Below are 15,277 nucleotides of genomic sequence, written 5' to 3' on the forward strand. Positions count from 1 at the left end.
GGCCGGGTCTCGGCTCTCTGCCGGCGGGTCACTCATCCATGCGCCGCACCGGCACCGTGCGCCGCGCGCTTCCCCTCCCGGCTCATGCCGCCTGTGTCAGATATCGGATGCGATCTTTGCGCATGAGCTGGTCTGCAATCGAGGCCCGGAAGGCCGCAAGTCCGAAGCGGCTGAGGTCTTCGTTGAAGTCTTGCATCGCTGGCGACAGCACGATTGCATCGATTCCGGCGTCCGTCGCGCGCTCGAGCAGGCTGTCGCGGGCACCGTCACCGGCCGGATCGTTGTCGCGGATGACATAGAGCCGGCGCAGGGTTGGCGGGAACAGGATGGCGGCTAGATGGGCTGCCGAGAGTGCCGCAGCCATCGCCATATCGGGCAAGGCGCATCTGAGCGACAGCGTCGTCTCAATGCCCTCGCCTGCCGCCATGACGCTGCCGGGTGCACCGAAGCGGACGGCGTGACCCAGAAGGTCACCCATTGCGCGACGCGGCGTGTCGACGAGCGCCTTGCCGGTGCCGTCCGGTGCGAGCCAGGTGCGGTGCGCGCCGGTCAAATGTCCATCAAGGTCGGTGACAGCAGCGATCATTGCCGGCAAGGTCTCGGTCGGTCCATGATCGCCGGGCCGGTAGTAGCAGCGCGGATGGAACTGCAGCGATCCGGTGCCGGACAAAGTCGCAATGCCACGTCCACGCAAATAGGTTTCCACGAGGGTGCCGATAATGGGCTTCGACATGGCGACCAGTCGGCGAGCCGCTTCCGGAGATCCAATGGGGACCTGCGTGATCGGCGCGGCCGGTCGGGGTGGCATGGCATCTGGCATAGCGAGAAACAGGCGCGCCTCATCGGCGACGTCCCGGAAGTTGACCAGTCCGAGGGATTCGCGGATGACGTCGAGCAGGTCGCCATGCTCGCCGGTAGCGGCGTCGGTCCATTTGCCTGGCGGTCCCTTCGGGGATGGCTGCAGACGCACGAACGTCGAGCGGCCCGGCGCATTGCGGACGTCGCCGACGCTCCAATAGTTGCCCTGGCGACGGCCATTGGAGAGGTAGTGGCGGCACACCGCCTCGGCATGTTCGGCGAGGCGGTGTGCGAGGTCGGATGCAGCGTGACGCGTCATCATGCAGCCTCCCGCTCACTGACCCGCTCGATTGGGAAGCGCTCGAGCACGCGCTCCAGCACGGCGAGCCCGTTGGCGTCGATCGGCACGAACATCCTGAGCTTCCACGAAATGATCTCGTGGAAGAGACCGTAGGCGGTGAGGCGCTCCCGCATCATGTCGGTGAAGCCCGACAGTTCGATGCGCCACGCGCCGATGACGCGGCTGCGGCGAAGCTGGAGACCCTCGGCGAGATCAAGGATCGTCCGCCCGTCGATCAGCGCCGCGAGCGCCTGCTCGGGCGATAGCGATGCGACGCCTGTCGCCGTGTCGTTGGCGGCCCAGGCCGGCGTGACAAGGCGACCAATTATGCGCTCGCCCTCGTCGGTCTGAAGTCGAAAAACGCGGGTCGACTCGTTTGGCAGACGCTTCCAGATCGGCAACAACAGGCCCGTCACCATGTGCAGCACGGCATCGGCAAACTCGGGAGTCTCGGCGACCTCCGCATTCCATGCTGCAGCGAAAGCTTCACGGTGGGCCTCGACCCAGCGGGTTTCGCCCATAGCCTTGAGCGGCATGTTCTGGCCTTCCATTGGCCGGATCAGGCGGACCCGCGGCTCGATCTCGCCGTCGTCGAGCATGATGCTGGTGGTTGGGATCTGCACGGCGGCGCGGCCAGATTGCTCGTTGATCAGTAGGATGGCGCGCAAATCGCGAAGGTGATGGAGCGCCGCATCGAGCATGACGGGCCGATTGCGCTTGCGCTGGGTGATCGTCAGCAGCCGCGTTTCGGCGCCGGTGCGCGGATGGGCGTAGATGACCTGCCGGTCGGTGATGACGAAGCTCTCGGCCCGCAGGGTCTCCAGCCCGGTGTCATAGGTGCCCGAGGCGATGGCGCCACCGATCCGAGCGGCCAGAAGCTGCTCGAAGGCGCCGAACAGCACGCCCTGCACTTCGATGGTCAGCGCCAACAGGCGATTGAGGAAGGTGGTGATCGGCGGCAACTCGTCCTTGATGCCGTTGTTGTCCATCAGCTTGAGACCGGTCGCCGCCTCGAAACGCTGGAGTGTGCAACCCTCGACCTTGCCGCGTACGATCAGGAGATAGAGCTGCCGCAAGGCATCGCCGGCATAGTGGCTTTCAAGATTGTCCTCTGGCCGGAACAGCCCTTGGCCACCGGTCTGGCGCTGGCCGCGCGTGATTGCGCCCAACGTGTCGAGGCGGCGGGCAATCGTCGAGAGGAAGCGCTTTTCCGCCTTCACATTGGTCGAGATCGGTCGGAAGAGCGGCGGCTGCGCCTGGTTGGTGCGATGCGTGCGGCCCAGGCCCTGGATCGCGGTATCCGCCTTCCAGCCGGCCTCGAGCAGGTAGTGGACACGCAGGCGCCTGTTCCGGGCCGAGAGTTCGGCATGGTAGGAACGACCCGTCCCGCCGGCGTCGGAAAACACCAGAACGCGCTTCTGATCGTCCATGAAGGACTGCGCCTCGGCCAGATTTGCTGACCCTGCTCGGTGCTCGACGACCAGGCGGTCGCGCTTGCGCACGATGCGGCGCGAGCGGCCAGTGACTTCGGCCACGAGGTCCGCGCCGAAATGTTGCACGATCTGGTCGAGCGCGCCGGGGACAGGCGTCAAGCTGGCCAGTTTCGCGATCAGCTCGTCGCGCCGGGCGACCGCCTCGCGGCTCTCGACCGGCTGGCCATCGAGGTAGACCGGGCGCGACGACAGATTGCCCTCCGAATCCGTGAAGGGCTCGTAGAGCTGCACCGGGAAGGAATGGGCGAGGTAGTCGAGGACGTATTCGCGCGGCGTGATGTCGACGCGAACATCGTTCCATTCCTCGGTCGGCAACTCGGCCAGCCGCCGCTCCATGAGCGCCTCACCCGTCGAGACGATCTGGACAACGGCCGCATGGCCCTCCTCCAGATCGCCGGTGATGGATTTGATCAGGGTCGGTGTCTTCATGCTGGTCAACAAATGGCCGAAGAAGCGCTGCTTGGCGCTTTCAAAGGCGCTACGCGCGGCCGACTTGGCCTGGGCATTGAGCGTGCCGGTGCTGCCGGTGATGTTGGCCGCCTGCATCGCAGCATCGAGATTGTTGTGGATGACGCCGAAGGCCCCAGCGTACGCGTCATAGATGCGGACCTGTTCGGGCGTCAGCTCATGCTCGAGCAGTTCGTATTCGACGCCGTTGAAAGAGAGCGAGCGGGCGGTATAGAGGCCAAGTGCCCTGAGGTCGCGTGCCAGTACTTCCATCGCCGCCACGCCGCCAGCCTCGATCGCCTCGACGAACTCGGCGCGGGTCGAGAATGGAAAATGCTCGCCGCCCCAGAGGCCGAGCCGCTGGGCATAGGCGAGATTGTGCACGGTGGTGGCGCCAGTCGCCGACACATAGACGATGCGGGCATTCGGCAGGGCGTGCTGTAGCCTCAGGCCGGCACGGCCTTGCTGGGAGGGAGCGGCGTCGCCGCGTTCGCTCTTGCCGCCACCGGCATTTTGCATGGCGTGCGCCTCGTCGAAGATGATGACCCCATCGAAATCCGGACCCAACCATTCGACGATCTGCTTGACCCGCGAAACCCTCTCGCCGCGATCGTCGGACCGCAGCGTGGCATAGGTGGTGAACAGGATGCCGTCCGCCAGCGTGATCGGCCTGCCCGGCGCGAAGCGGGAGAGCGGGGTGACCAGCAAGCGCTCCATGCCGAGCGCGGACCAGTCGCGCTGCGCATCCTCGATGAGCTTGTCGGACTTGCTGATCCACACAGCCTTGCGACGGCCCTGCATCCAGTTGTCAAGGATGACGGCGGCGGACTCGCGGCCCTTGCCTACACCGGTACCGTCGCCGATCATGAAGCCTTGCCGGAAGCGCACGGCCCGCGCCGCGTCATCTGCCGCCGCGCTAATTACGTCAAAGGTATCGTCGAGCGTCCAGGCGCCGGCGAGATACTCGGCGTGAGCATCGCCCGCATAGATGACGGTCTCGAGCTGCGCGTCCGAGAGCAGGTCAAGGACGTTCTTCGGCAGGCGCGGCCGATAACTCGGCTTGGGCGGCGCGACCGAGGCCATGGCCGCCGATTGCACGAGTTGGGTGGGGTGCGGCTGCGCGCCGGGAATGCGGATCGCCTGAAGCGCGTAGTCCTCGTAGATGGCGTCGCTGATGTGGCCGCCCTCGGCGGCCTTCCAGTCGAGCACCTGATAGGCGAGCTCAACGGCATCGGGATCAGTGAGCGGTGGCCGCGGTGTTATTCTTGCCGTGGGACCAAGATAGCCGCGCACTGTGCGGGGTGCGGCCGACGACGATGTGGGAGTTGCACCTGCGGGTATGGTGACCGGCAGCCGTGCCGGCACATGCTCGCCGACCCATGCGATCAGCGTCGCGGCATCCGGGGCAACGCCCTGATCTGCCGGGAACACGTCCGGATCGTCCGCCGGCACCCGGTCGATGACGGTGAGGCGTGTCGGAAAGGTCGTGCCATGCTTGGCGTAGGCCGAGCCGTCGATGGCGGCGGAGAAGACGATGCGGCCACGTTCCTGCAGGCGAGTAAAGGCGGCGGTCCAGGCCGGGTGGTCGGGCGCGAAGTTCGCACCGGTAATCGTCACCAGCCGCCCGCCGGGCGCAAGGCGCGCCAGGGCCGAGGCGATGTGCCGCCAGGCCGCGTCGGCCATGCGGCCCTCGACGTTGGCCATGACCGAAAAGGGCGGGTTCATCAGCACCACGCTCGGCACGGCGCCGGGATAGAGATGGTCGTCGATCTGGGCGGCGTCGAAGCGGCTGGCGCAGACGGCCGGAAAGAGGCCGGAGAGAAGTGCCGCGCGGGTTTCGGCAAGCTCGTTGAGAATGAGCGAGGCGCCGGCTATCTCGGCCAGGATGGCGAGCAGCCCGGTGCCGGCGGAAGGCTCCAGCACACGGTCGGCCGGCGTGATGGCAGCGGCCGTTGCGGCGACCATGCCGAGCGGAATCGGCGTCGAGAACTGCTGGAAGGTCTGTGCTTCTTCGGATCGGCGGGTATGCGTCGGCATGAGCCGGGCGATCTTCGACAATGCTGACAGCCGGAGAGCCGGAGACGCGGCCTTGCGGAACAACGCCTTTCCGTACTTGCGCAGGAAAAGGACCGTCGCAGCCTCGCGGGCATCGTAGGCCTGCTTCCAGTCCCAGGCGCCGGCGGCGTCGGAGGCGCCGAATGCGGCTTCCATCGCCGCGCGCAACTTTGGCGCGTCGATGCTGTCGCCGCGCTCGAGATGGGGAAGCAGAAGGCCGGCGGCGGCGAAGATAGCGCCGGCTGCACCGGTTTGGGGGAGCGGGAGCGGCGCGGCTGCGGGAACTGCCACAGCGGGCGAGATCATGTACATGGTGTGAACCTCGGGAGAGCGGGGACAGGATCGAGCCGCGCGGCGCTCTCTCTGGACCGTGCGGATTCAAAACCATCCCGGCTCGCCTCTCCCTCTCTGGCCTCCACCGAAGCCAAAATGAAACAAGCGCCCCGCCATGAGGTGGAGCGCTTGCCGGTATCAACCGATCTCGATCATATTCCGCCGTCAGGCCCCGACTTCTGTAGGAAACCATTGGCGCTGTCGGGATCGGGCGGCAGGTAGGCATCATAGGGATTGCCGTCGGCAAGATGAGCGAACGGCGTGAACTCGTAGTGAAGAAGAAAGGGCCGAGCGACCCGCGCCACTCCGCCGACGGTGCTATCCGGCGGCGACCGCGTGTGCGGCAGTCTCATGGGTGGCCGAGCCGTCCTCGTCATCACCGGCCAGGAATTCGGGGAGGTCAGCTTCCTCGCCCACATTCGGCCGGGCGGCGTCATTGCCGCGAAGGCGGAGCGGTTCGGGTAGCCAGCCACTATCGGCCAGGAGGCGCTCGGCCTCTTTGGCCATGTCGGCCTTCTTGAGATGGTCGATAAGCTGGGCGGCCTGGTCGCCGGCGCCTTCGCGCACGGCTTCGAGAATGCGGGACTTGGTGACGCGACCGAGATAGTTATCCACCGTCGGCCGCCAGCCGGCATCTACCATGTCAAGCCCGGTGGCACGGGACAACCGATCGGCTTCACGCCGGCGCTGATCGAGTCCATGCTGGGAAACGCCGCTGCCGTAGGGATTGGGTCGTTCGAACAAGGCGTTGATCCCATAGCTGACGCAATGCGCCAGCAGCGTCTGCCGGCTTGCTTCATCGAGTCCGTCGAGCCACGCCCATAGGGCCTCGTCGTCATCCAGTGGAATGTCGCTCTTCCATGCCTCATGGCGCTCATGGACGGCCTTGGCCGCAGGGCTGTCCTTGAGACCGACGTCCTGCCACGGCAAGTGGACATGTCGGACGAAGGCCTCGACGCAGCCGATGGCGGAACGCTGACCGAAGGTGTCGAGGACGAGCCGGTGCAAGAGCGCCGTGATGGCCACATGCTGGTTCTCGGCCAGTGCGTTGCGCAGCGCCAACGTGCGATGGGCAGTAAGTTCGATGACCAGGCGCTCGGGTAGCGGCTTGATGGTGTCGCCGTCATCCTCCTCAGGCTCGGACGCCTGCGCGCCGATGGTGATAATCGCGCGGGCCGAAGGATTGTGTCTGCTGTCTTCGTTCTCGGTGGCGCAACCTGGCTCGGCCGAGTGGCCGTCGACCGCCTGCATCGCTTCGTCCTCGGGGCGCACATGGGCCCGATCGACGACGAGATCGCCATCACGATCGATGCTGATGAACACACCGGCGCGGGCGATCTCGGCCCCATCGTAGTGCATCGGCCGGCTCTCGAAGGCCTCAAGCGCGGTCTCGATTTGACCGAGGCGCTGATCGACATCGTCGGGGAGTTCGTCGGATTCGCCATACTCGGCTTCCAGCCGGTCGTACTCCGCCCGCAGGGCTTCGCGTTCCGCCCGCTCCGCGTCGGTCAGACCGACGGGGGTGCCAGCGATTGCCCGCAGACCGTGATCGTGCCCGTAGGGCAGATCGGCATCGACCACGATCCACTTCCAGCCCTCCGCCGCGATCTCGTCGGCGATCGACTTCAGCCTATCGCCGACCAAGCGGTCGAGCAGAGCGGGGTCCTGCAGCCAGCCGCCATTGTCGGCCTCGAACAGGTCGCGCAGCACCACGCCGCCGGCAGCGACATACGCGTCGACACCGACGAACAGCGCCCGGCGATCGCTTGCCCGCACAGTGGTCTCCGTCAGCAGGCGCCGGATCTGCTGCGGCTCCTTCGACCAGGAGTTTTCGAGCGCCTCCCAGACCTGCTCCTGACGGGCGTGATCGTCGGTCACGGTGAACGCCATGAGCTGCTCGAGCTTCATGCCATCCTGCTCGTAAATCTCCTGCAGCTTGGCCGAAACCCTGGCCAGCCTGAGGCGCTGCTGCACGAATGTTGCGGAGACGAAGAAGCGTGCGGCAATCTCCTCATGGCTCGCGCCCTGGTCATGAAGTGTCTGGAAGGCGCGAAACATGTCGAGCGGATGTAAATCTTCGCGCTGAAAATTCTCGGCCAGCGAGTCCTCCTCGATCGGGACCGCGCTGTGGGCGTCGCTTATGACGCAGGGAACTGGCTCGGTCTTGCTCATGCGCTTCTGCTTGACCAGCAGTTCCAGCGCGCGATAGCGGCGCCCGCCAGCCGGCACCTCAAACATGCCGGTCTCGTTGCCCTCGCCGTCCAACACTGGCCGGACGTTGAGGCTCTGGAGCAGGCCGCGCCGAGCGATCGACGCGGCGAGGTCCTCTATGGTTTCCCCGCGCTTGATGCGCCGGACATTGGACTGGCTCAGCATCAGCTTGTTGAAGGGGATGTCACGTGAAGCGTTGAGGGTGATCTTCTGCTTGGGCGTAGCCATGTGGACTATCTCCGCGACGGGCGGCCGAAACTCTCTCGTCCTCCAAACCCGTCAAAAAAGACGGGCGCAGCCCTCTCACTCTGAGGACTGAGCCGCACCGAAGATCCAGAGGTGGGGACAGGGCCGCAGACACGACTGCGCATCTGCGGCTTGCGGATTACAAGCTGAGATCTCACTCGCCGTCTCGGCCAGATTGGCCGGCATGGTCGAGTTGCGTTCGGCGTCGCGAAGGTTTCCGCCCCGGCGGACCGCCTCTGCCCAGACGGAAATCGGCAGGTCGGTGCCAAAGAGCATGTCCCGCTCGATGCCGATGCCGAAAGGCAGCCGGATCGACGTCATCTCGAGCGCGGTTGCGAGCCAATTCCTTCGCCGAGTTGATTTGAAGAGCTTCACCACCCGTACGTGTTCGGCGTCGCGATCGCGGCTATTGGCGAGCAGGCACGCGCAGTTCCTCGGTGAGAACGATCATGCCGCCCTCTTCTCGATTTCGACCTCATCGACGCTGGCGGGCCCTGCCCTGGTTCCGTTGTCGGGTTGCGGAAGGAAGGCGAGCAGCCAGTCGGCTGCCTTGCTGGCTTGGGAGGCGGCACGCACGATGGCTCGGTTGTCTTCGCGCAGAACGTCGAGCCAGGAGGCCAGGTAATCGGCGTGGCGCACGGTCGGCGCAATACCTCGCGAGGCGCAGCAGAAGGCTGCGTTCATTTCGGCGACCAGTTCCTCGAAAGCATATCGCTTTGTGCCGAAGGCGCCGCCGAGGTCACGGCCGACGCGGGAGGGATGGCCGGTCGCATGGCCAAGCTCGTGCAGGGCGGTGCGGTGCCAGTCGATGGTCTCGAAATACGCCTGCGGAGGCGGCACCTGCACGTAGTCGTGCGCCGGCACATAATAGGCGCTATTGCCGCCGATGCGGAAATCGATCCCTGTCGCCTTGATCAGTGCCTCGACGGCCGGTTCGATCAGTCCGGGCTCTGGTGCGGGCGGAAACACCGCCAGATCGTCGGGCAGATTTTCGCATTGCGCGACGTTGAAGACGGTGAAGCGCTTCAGAAACTGTATGGCCCGTGCTGCCTCGCCGGTCTCCCGCGCGCGTTTCTTCTCGTCGTCAGGGATGAAGCGGTCAGAATAGACGACGGTGGTCCCGTGTTCGCCCTTGCGGACATGGCCGCCCAGCGATAGCGCCTGGCGGAAAGTCAGCCAGCCCTGGACGGGAAAGCCATGCTCGACGACCGCACCCCACAGGATCAGCACGTTGATCCCCGAATAGGCGCGGCCAGAGGCGGCATTGGCCGGCATGGCGAGGGGTGCTTGCGCCGCCGCCGTGCCCCAGGGCACCCAGGGAAAGCGCCCAGCCTCCAGCTCGGCGATGATCTTGTTGGTGATGTCATCATAGAGGCTTGCCCGGTCGGCGCCGGCGCGAGCGTAATGTCTGGACATCGGGTTTCTCCGCGACGGGCGCCGGAGGCCTCTCCTCCAGCTCTCAACCCGTCACGGCAAACCGGTCCGTACTCTCGCTCTAGAGGCTAGCCCAGGCCTCGAAGGGGGACGCTCCCGGACTTGGGGCAAAGGCGGTCCGCGCCAATCAGTAGTGTCGCTGACCTATGGTTATTGCTGCCGGACTGCGTGCCGAATGCGGTCGGTAAGCGTTTGTGCGACGTCGAAATAACCTTCCCAGGCTTCGCGCAACTGAGCCCGCGCGGCGGCGGCGAAGACATCGAAGCCGTTGGCGTTTTTCGCAGGTGGGCAACTCATCCCAGCTGACAGGCACCGCGCACGACGCCCCCGCGCGTGCCCGAGTCGACCAGGGGCAGATTGCAGTGGAGCCCTGGCCGTTGCGCAGGTAATCGAGAAACATTCGGCCCTTGCGCTTCGCCTTGCTCATATTGGCGACGAAGCGCGACGGATCTGTACGGGCCAGCAGTTCGGCGAAGTCCTGGCAGAAGCTCTTGACCTCGTCCCAGTCTGCCAGAGGGACGAGCGGCACGACCACATGAACGCCCTTGCCGCCGGACAGCAACGGCCACGACTGCAATCCAAGCGCTTCCAGAATGCTCCGAATGTCGAGGGCTGCCTGCTTGACGGCAGCAAAGCCCAAGCCCTCGTCGGGGTCGATGTCGAAGATCATGCGGCGCGGCAGATCCGGCTGCTGGCGACGGCTTCCCCACAATACCCTGCCTGGGATTCGGTTCCATGCCAAGCATCCCGCGCCGGCGACCGGCGGCGCTCAAAGGGAGAACGGCGTATAAGCCGCAGTCCTGCGCGCGTCCGTAACAGTGACGGTTGTCGCGCGCAGGACGGAGGAAATTCGCCCCCGCCTCGGGCGGTGAACGGGACAGCCGTAGGAGCGTCAGCATAGCGCCGGCCGCATGACGGGACGCGGGACCGACTGTCCCCGTCCGCGGTGGTCCGCATGTGTTTGCTCAGGATGGGTAGCCGACCCGGCAGTGATCGCGCGCAGTTCCGGTTCTCGACAGTCCGACCGCTGATCGGCGACGATGCGATAGGGTTGAACAACGCCAGGGCCGAGTTGGCCTGGAAGAAATCGATCTGGTCTTGCACCCTTTCGGCTCCCTCAATTGCGTGGCAGCTTGTGAATTTCAAGCCTCACAGGCCCTCCCCTGTCACAACTCGTGCAGAAAAGCGCTCGCTCGACCGAACTGAACAAAGCGCCTTTTCCATAGCGTTCGATGAGCCCGGCAGGTTTTACCGTTGCATGGTGCGAACAAGATCTGCACCAGGCCCGCAACACATGCCATTCGCGAAGATCGCCGAGCGCGACGTCGAGGCCCGCGTGAACACTGCCATCAATGATGGCCTGCGGCGGGATATTCACCTCGCCCGGTGTCAGGATTTTCTCCATCACATGTCGGCTGTTGTAGTGGATCAGCAACATACCTGGCCGGCGTCGGATGGCAGCTTGCCAAGCTGCCTGACTCACCGGTGAATCGGGGGAACGCGAGATGGTTTCCGACAGAGCCTGCTCGTCGCGATGCCATACCTCGATCCGAAAATTGTCTTCCGCGGTTTTTGCCATAGCTTCGCCGGCCAGCGCGATTGACGCCGAGCCACGCTCCTTTGCTGCTCCAGATCACGCTGAAATAAGGAACATATTCCTCTCTTCAAAGGGCGCGCTTGACTCTGTGTTCTCTTTTTGTTCACTATCGGCGGAGTTAGCCATAGGAGGCGAACCATGGAACTTCGCTTGAACATCAAGGATGCCACACCCCAAGAGCTCGCATGCCACTGCTTTATCCCTAGTTGCTGAGGACAGCTGACCGCTGCGCAGTTCATTCGTGGGACAATATCATGCTACAGTATTGCCGAAGCAGGGTGGGAACCTATGACGTCTCAGGGGCTTACGCGCCGGGCGCTTATTGGCGCGGCATTGGCGATACCGGCAATTCACGCCGCCAAAGCCGATTGCAAGACACCGGCGCTGCGTATCCGAGTACGCAAAAACTTTCGATCCTTCAATCCTGCTGACGCTGCAAGAGAAGACGCTATCGTCACACGTAACCTTCTCGCACCTCTCGTTCGCTACAAACGGCATGGAACCGGCAATGCATGGGATTGGGAACGACATATTGTAGATAGCATCACGAATGACGATCCGCGTACCTACCGCCTTACGTTGCGCGAAGAACGTTGGCAGGGCACTTCATCGGTGTCGACGGAAGATGTTGCCCATTCCTTTGAGCGGATTATCGGCCGATCAGGCCATTTGCGGGAAGGCGGCAAAACGGGGCAATCAGCGCCGCTGCTCCAACAGGCTGCAGCCGATGACCCACATTGCCGCGGGCTTCGTCATGCTGCTGACCTCCGGCCATGAATTGACGGCCGACGAGGTTCTGCAGACCTATCGGTTGCGCTGGCAGGTCGAACTCGCCTTCAAGCGGCTCAAGAGCGGAATGGGCATCCATAAGCTTCCCGCGCGAGATGAGCGGCTCGCTCGAAGCTGGCTGACGGCCCACCTGATGCTGGCGCTGATGATCGACGAGGCCGTCACGGACGTTCTAGACTCTCCCCCTTGTGAAGACCAAACCAGGCACGGCGCAATCGCTGTCCCTTTGGAGGCTGCATAGTCTCCTGCGTTCTGAAATCCTCAACGCCATACTGATGGTGATGCGGCCGGGAAAAATCCTCACCCGCGTCACTGAAATCATTCGTGACGTCTGCGATCCACCAAGACGGCGCAAAAGCCAATCCGCCGCTGCAAGAAGCGCCGTCTTGGTGTAAAGTTAGCGGTTATGTCTTCTCTCACCCCAGCAGGTGCACGCTATCTTTTGAGATGTGGAGGCGCTGAGCTTGCGCACCGCTCACAATCCCACCCCAAAGGCGGCTGCTCCGACAGCCAATCCTATTGTTCGCGCAGAGCCCGACCCATTGCAGCGTAGACCGGAGCGCTAAGATATTCCCATGCTGACCTCGCTCCAGTCTCGATCATCACTTGTGTGTTCATTCCGGCTTGCAATGCCACGGGCGTTGCCTTCAGGGACTGAGGTGTCAGAACGATGCGAGCTGCATAAAATGCCTTGCCAGTGCGCGGATCGACCAGCCGGTCTGCTGAAAGGGTGCGGACATCACCGTTCATGGGCTGCTGATACCGCCTGCCCACCGCGCTGAGCCAGATGGTCGCGTGCAGCCCCACTTTCACCTGGTCGACGTCGAGCGGGTCCACGTTGGCAATCACGACGAAGTTGTCGTCGACGGGCACGATATCCATCAGAGGATCGCCTGCTGCTATCACCCCGCCAATGGTGTGAATCTTGAGCCCCACTATGGTGCCTCCGATGGGAGCGCGGATCTCGGTTCTTGTCATCACGTCATCGGCGGCGGCTATTCGTTGAGCGGATTCATATATCTTGGCACGCACCACCCCAAGCTCAGCGACAATGTCGGCCGCCGTGGATGCGTTAAGTTCAGCAACCTTGAACTTCGTCTCCTCCATTTTTTGCCTGGCAACGCCAATTGACGCGATATAGCCGCTCAGGTCGCCTCCCACATCCGCCTTTTCAGTCTCCAAATCTGTCAGGCGCGTCCTTACCACCAGCTTCTTTTGATAAAGGGCACGAACATCGCCTAGTTGCTCCTCGATCAACTCCAGTTTCCGTGTGGCCGCAGCCACCTGCCCTTCATAGCCCTCTATCTCCTTATGCAGGCTTCCGGTCGTTTGCTGCAGCAAGGAAAGTCTCTCACGAAGCAAGGTCTGACGTGTTCGAAAGATACTCTCCTGGCCGGAAACAGCCTCGGCCGCCATTTTACCGGGCTCCTTTAACTCTGGCGGAATCTCGATTGAGTCCTTGCCGTCTCTCTCGGCGATCAACCGTGCCTCGGTAGCTTTCGCCTCGTACCATTGCGCCTTGATCTCGTTTGCAGCGGCCGTAGAAGCAGTGCTCTGCAGTCGTACCAGGACCTGACTTGCCGATACGCGATCGCCCTCCTGAACCAATATCTCGGATACAATCCCACCTTCGAGATGCTGCACTGTCTTTACGTTTGAGGCTACCTCCACCAACCCGTTGGCAACAATGGCGCCCTGGATTGGAGCCGCAACAAGCCACATGCCGGTCAGGGTCGAAAAAATTGCGATTATCGCGAAACCGAGAACAATGAAGTTCTTACCAAAGGGCGCCGGATCGTCTCCGGGTTGTTTGGCGCCAACGGCGAGCGGGACTGTCACTTTACACTCCGCAACTCAGTTTTCACGGAACGAACCGCGCGCTCCGTGGGATCGGAGAGCTCAGGCGTTCGGCCGCCCAGGATCAGCGTCCGGTCGATCAATCCGACAAGACGGTTGGTTTGTCCCGACATGGTAATGACTACCGAGCATCCCGATCCCTTCATGACTTTCACCGCTGCTTCAAGCGCCCTTCTCGACGAACTGTCAAAATTGGCGAATGGCTCGTCCAGAACGATAAGTCTCGGAGCGCGAAACAGCGCCCTTGCAAGCGCAATCCGTTTCCGTTCGCTGCCAGACAGCCCGATCGTGTCGTCAAGCACTGTGTCATAGCCTTGGTCCAGGCGAATAATAACATGGTGGATTCCTGCTATTTTTGCAGCAGAAACCACATCATCGATGGAGCTTTGTTGAAACCGGGCAATATTCTGGGCGACGGTTCCCTCGAACAGTTCGACTTGCTGTGGCAAATAGCCAATGGCCTCGGCTCTAATATAATCCGGAAGCCGAGTGACGTTCATGTCTCCCAGGCGAACCTGTCCGGTTCGTGGCTTGAGCAAGCCTATCAGGAGGCGGGAGAGCGTTGTCTTGCCGGTCGCTGCGCGCCCGATGACCAATAGCAACTCGCCTGGCCCCAGCGACAGCGACAGTTTCCTGAATACGTCTTCTCGCGATCCCGCGTGCCTGAACGCTACTTCATCAAGAATTAGTGTGCCGCGCGAAGTTCCAGGCAGCAAGGACGGGTCCCCGTCCGACGGCCTGGCCAGGTCCGCCTTGATTTTGGCGTATCCTTCGCGCGCCTCGCGGAGGCCTCTGAGTTCCCCAACCGCTTTGCCAACCATCCTGTAAGCGAAGTTGGCTATGAGTCGGGCTGCAAATATCCCCCCTAGCGACGCCTGGTCGTTCAGGAACAGCCATATGCCGGAGGCCAGCAGAATAATGTAGAGGCTACGATTTAGCACCCGGATCGCGGCATCCAGGCTGGATCCCCAAGCATTAAGCCGGTCTCTTTGCAGGAAGCCGTCCGCCCGGCTCCTACCCCAGCGCCCGGCGATTGCGTCCGCCATTGCAAAGGCACTAACAACGTCTTTGTGCCGCTCCGCCGAAACCAACACCTCTTTTGCCTGCTTGGCGGCATCGCGTTCCGCTTGACGGGGTTCGCGTGTGAACTTTTCCTTCAACAGGCTCATACCAACCAGCAAAACGGTAGCTGCCAGCGCGATCAGCCAGAGAACCGGATGGATGAAGTACACACACAACAGGAAAATCGGTGCCCAAACGACATCCAGCCAGGCAGATAGCCCGCGTTCAACAAAGCTGGAGACCTTTTCGATGCTGGCCAGAAGCGGCGGATTGGCTACGCCTGACGTCAATCCGGCTTTCACGAAATGGCTGGTCAACTGATGCTCGATCCAGACACTCCAGCGCGAGAGCATGCGACGGCGAATGGTTTCCAGTGCGACGCCGGCTACCAGGGCGAGCAGGGCAGCCAGGGTCAGGATGACAAGGGTTTCAACGCTGCGGCTCGAGATGACCCGGTCGAATATCTGTATGAGATAGAGCGGGCCGGCAAAGCGCAAAACATTGATAAACACGCTGAATACCACCAGAGCCGCAAGGCCGGGTATCGACTTTCTCCACATTTCGCTGAGGGGGCCGCTATACCGACGCCTGCCTCGTGTGTTCATCGGGACACCG

Annotated in this window: 10 protein-coding genes and 1 pseudogene; 1 reads left to right on the top strand and 10 read right to left on the bottom strand. The window is 63.0% G+C overall.

Annotated elements, in window-relative coordinates; all coding sequences use genetic code 11:
* Window positions 1-82 precede the first annotated feature (82 nt).
* From NL532_RS20815 to NL532_RS20850, 8 genes and pseudogenes are all read right to left on the bottom strand, one after another.
* Window positions 83-1,117, bottom strand: a complete 1,035-nt coding sequence (locus NL532_RS20815; protein WP_031203382.1) for a DUF7146 domain-containing protein — start codon at window positions 1,115-1,117, stop codon at window positions 83-85.
* Window positions 1,117-5,445, bottom strand: a complete 4,329-nt coding sequence (locus tag NL532_RS20820) for a strawberry notch family protein (RefSeq protein WP_286487431.1) — start codon at window positions 5,443-5,445, stop codon at window positions 1,117-1,119. Before NL532_RS20820 ends, NL532_RS20815 begins: the two co-directional genes overlap by 1 nt.
* Window positions 5,446-5,618: 173 nt before the next feature.
* Window positions 5,619-5,738 (bottom strand): annotated as a pseudogene (locus NL532_RS32425) (DUF6117 family protein); the annotation flags it as partial.
* 46 nt (window positions 5,739-5,784) lie between these two features.
* Complete coding sequence (locus tag NL532_RS20830) at window positions 5,785-7,905, bottom strand: ParB/RepB/Spo0J family partition protein (RefSeq protein ID WP_286487432.1); 2,121 nt, start codon at window positions 7,903-7,905, stop codon at window positions 5,785-5,787.
* Window positions 7,906-7,980: 75 nt separating this feature from the next.
* Entirely contained in the window at window positions 7,981-8,301 is a 321-nt protein-coding gene (locus tag NL532_RS32430) for a DUF2958 domain-containing protein (RefSeq protein WP_460221719.1), read from the bottom strand.
* 69 nt (window positions 8,302-8,370) lie between these two features.
* Window positions 8,371-9,339 carry an ArdC family protein gene (locus NL532_RS20840; protein ID WP_023829564.1) on the bottom strand — a complete coding sequence of 323 codons (969 nt, stop codon included), beginning with the start codon at window positions 9,337-9,339 and terminating at the stop codon, window positions 8,371-8,373.
* A gap of 145 nt (window positions 9,340-9,484) precedes the next feature.
* Window positions 9,485-10,027, bottom strand: coding sequence for a non-homologous end-joining DNA ligase LigD (gene ligD, locus NL532_RS20845; RefSeq protein ID WP_023829565.1), 543 nt, complete (start codon window positions 10,025-10,027; stop codon window positions 9,485-9,487).
* Window positions 10,028-10,474: 447 nt separating this feature from the next.
* Window positions 10,475-10,936 (bottom strand): hypothetical protein, encoded by a 462-nt coding sequence (locus NL532_RS20850; RefSeq protein ID WP_023829566.1) that lies wholly within the window; start codon window positions 10,934-10,936, stop codon window positions 10,475-10,477.
* 643 nt (window positions 10,937-11,579) lie between these two features.
* Between NL532_RS20850 and NL532_RS20855 the strand changes: the two genes are divergently transcribed.
* On the top strand, window positions 11,580-11,984 hold the full coding sequence (locus tag NL532_RS20855) for a transposase (RefSeq protein ID WP_023829567.1): 405 nt from the start codon (window positions 11,580-11,582) through the stop codon (window positions 11,982-11,984).
* A gap of 275 nt (window positions 11,985-12,259) precedes the next feature.
* On the opposite strand, the gene NL532_RS20860 is transcribed toward NL532_RS20855, so the two are convergent.
* Together NL532_RS20860 and NL532_RS20865 are read right to left on the bottom strand one after the other, a co-directional pair.
* Window positions 12,260-13,582 (bottom strand): HlyD family type I secretion periplasmic adaptor subunit, encoded by a 1,323-nt coding sequence (locus NL532_RS20860; protein WP_023723907.1) that lies wholly within the window; start codon window positions 13,580-13,582, stop codon window positions 12,260-12,262.
* Window positions 13,579-15,267 carry an ATP-binding cassette domain-containing protein gene (locus tag NL532_RS20865; protein ID WP_031203388.1) on the bottom strand — a complete coding sequence of 563 codons (1,689 nt, stop codon included), beginning with the start codon at window positions 15,265-15,267 and terminating at the stop codon, window positions 13,579-13,581. The genes NL532_RS20860 and NL532_RS20865 overlap by 4 nt, the downstream gene beginning before the upstream one ends.
* Window positions 15,268-15,277: the final 10 nt, after the last annotated feature.

The organism is Mesorhizobium sp. C120A (genome assembly GCF_030323105.1).
Taxonomy (GTDB): Bacteria; Pseudomonadota; Alphaproteobacteria; order Rhizobiales; family Rhizobiaceae; genus Mesorhizobium.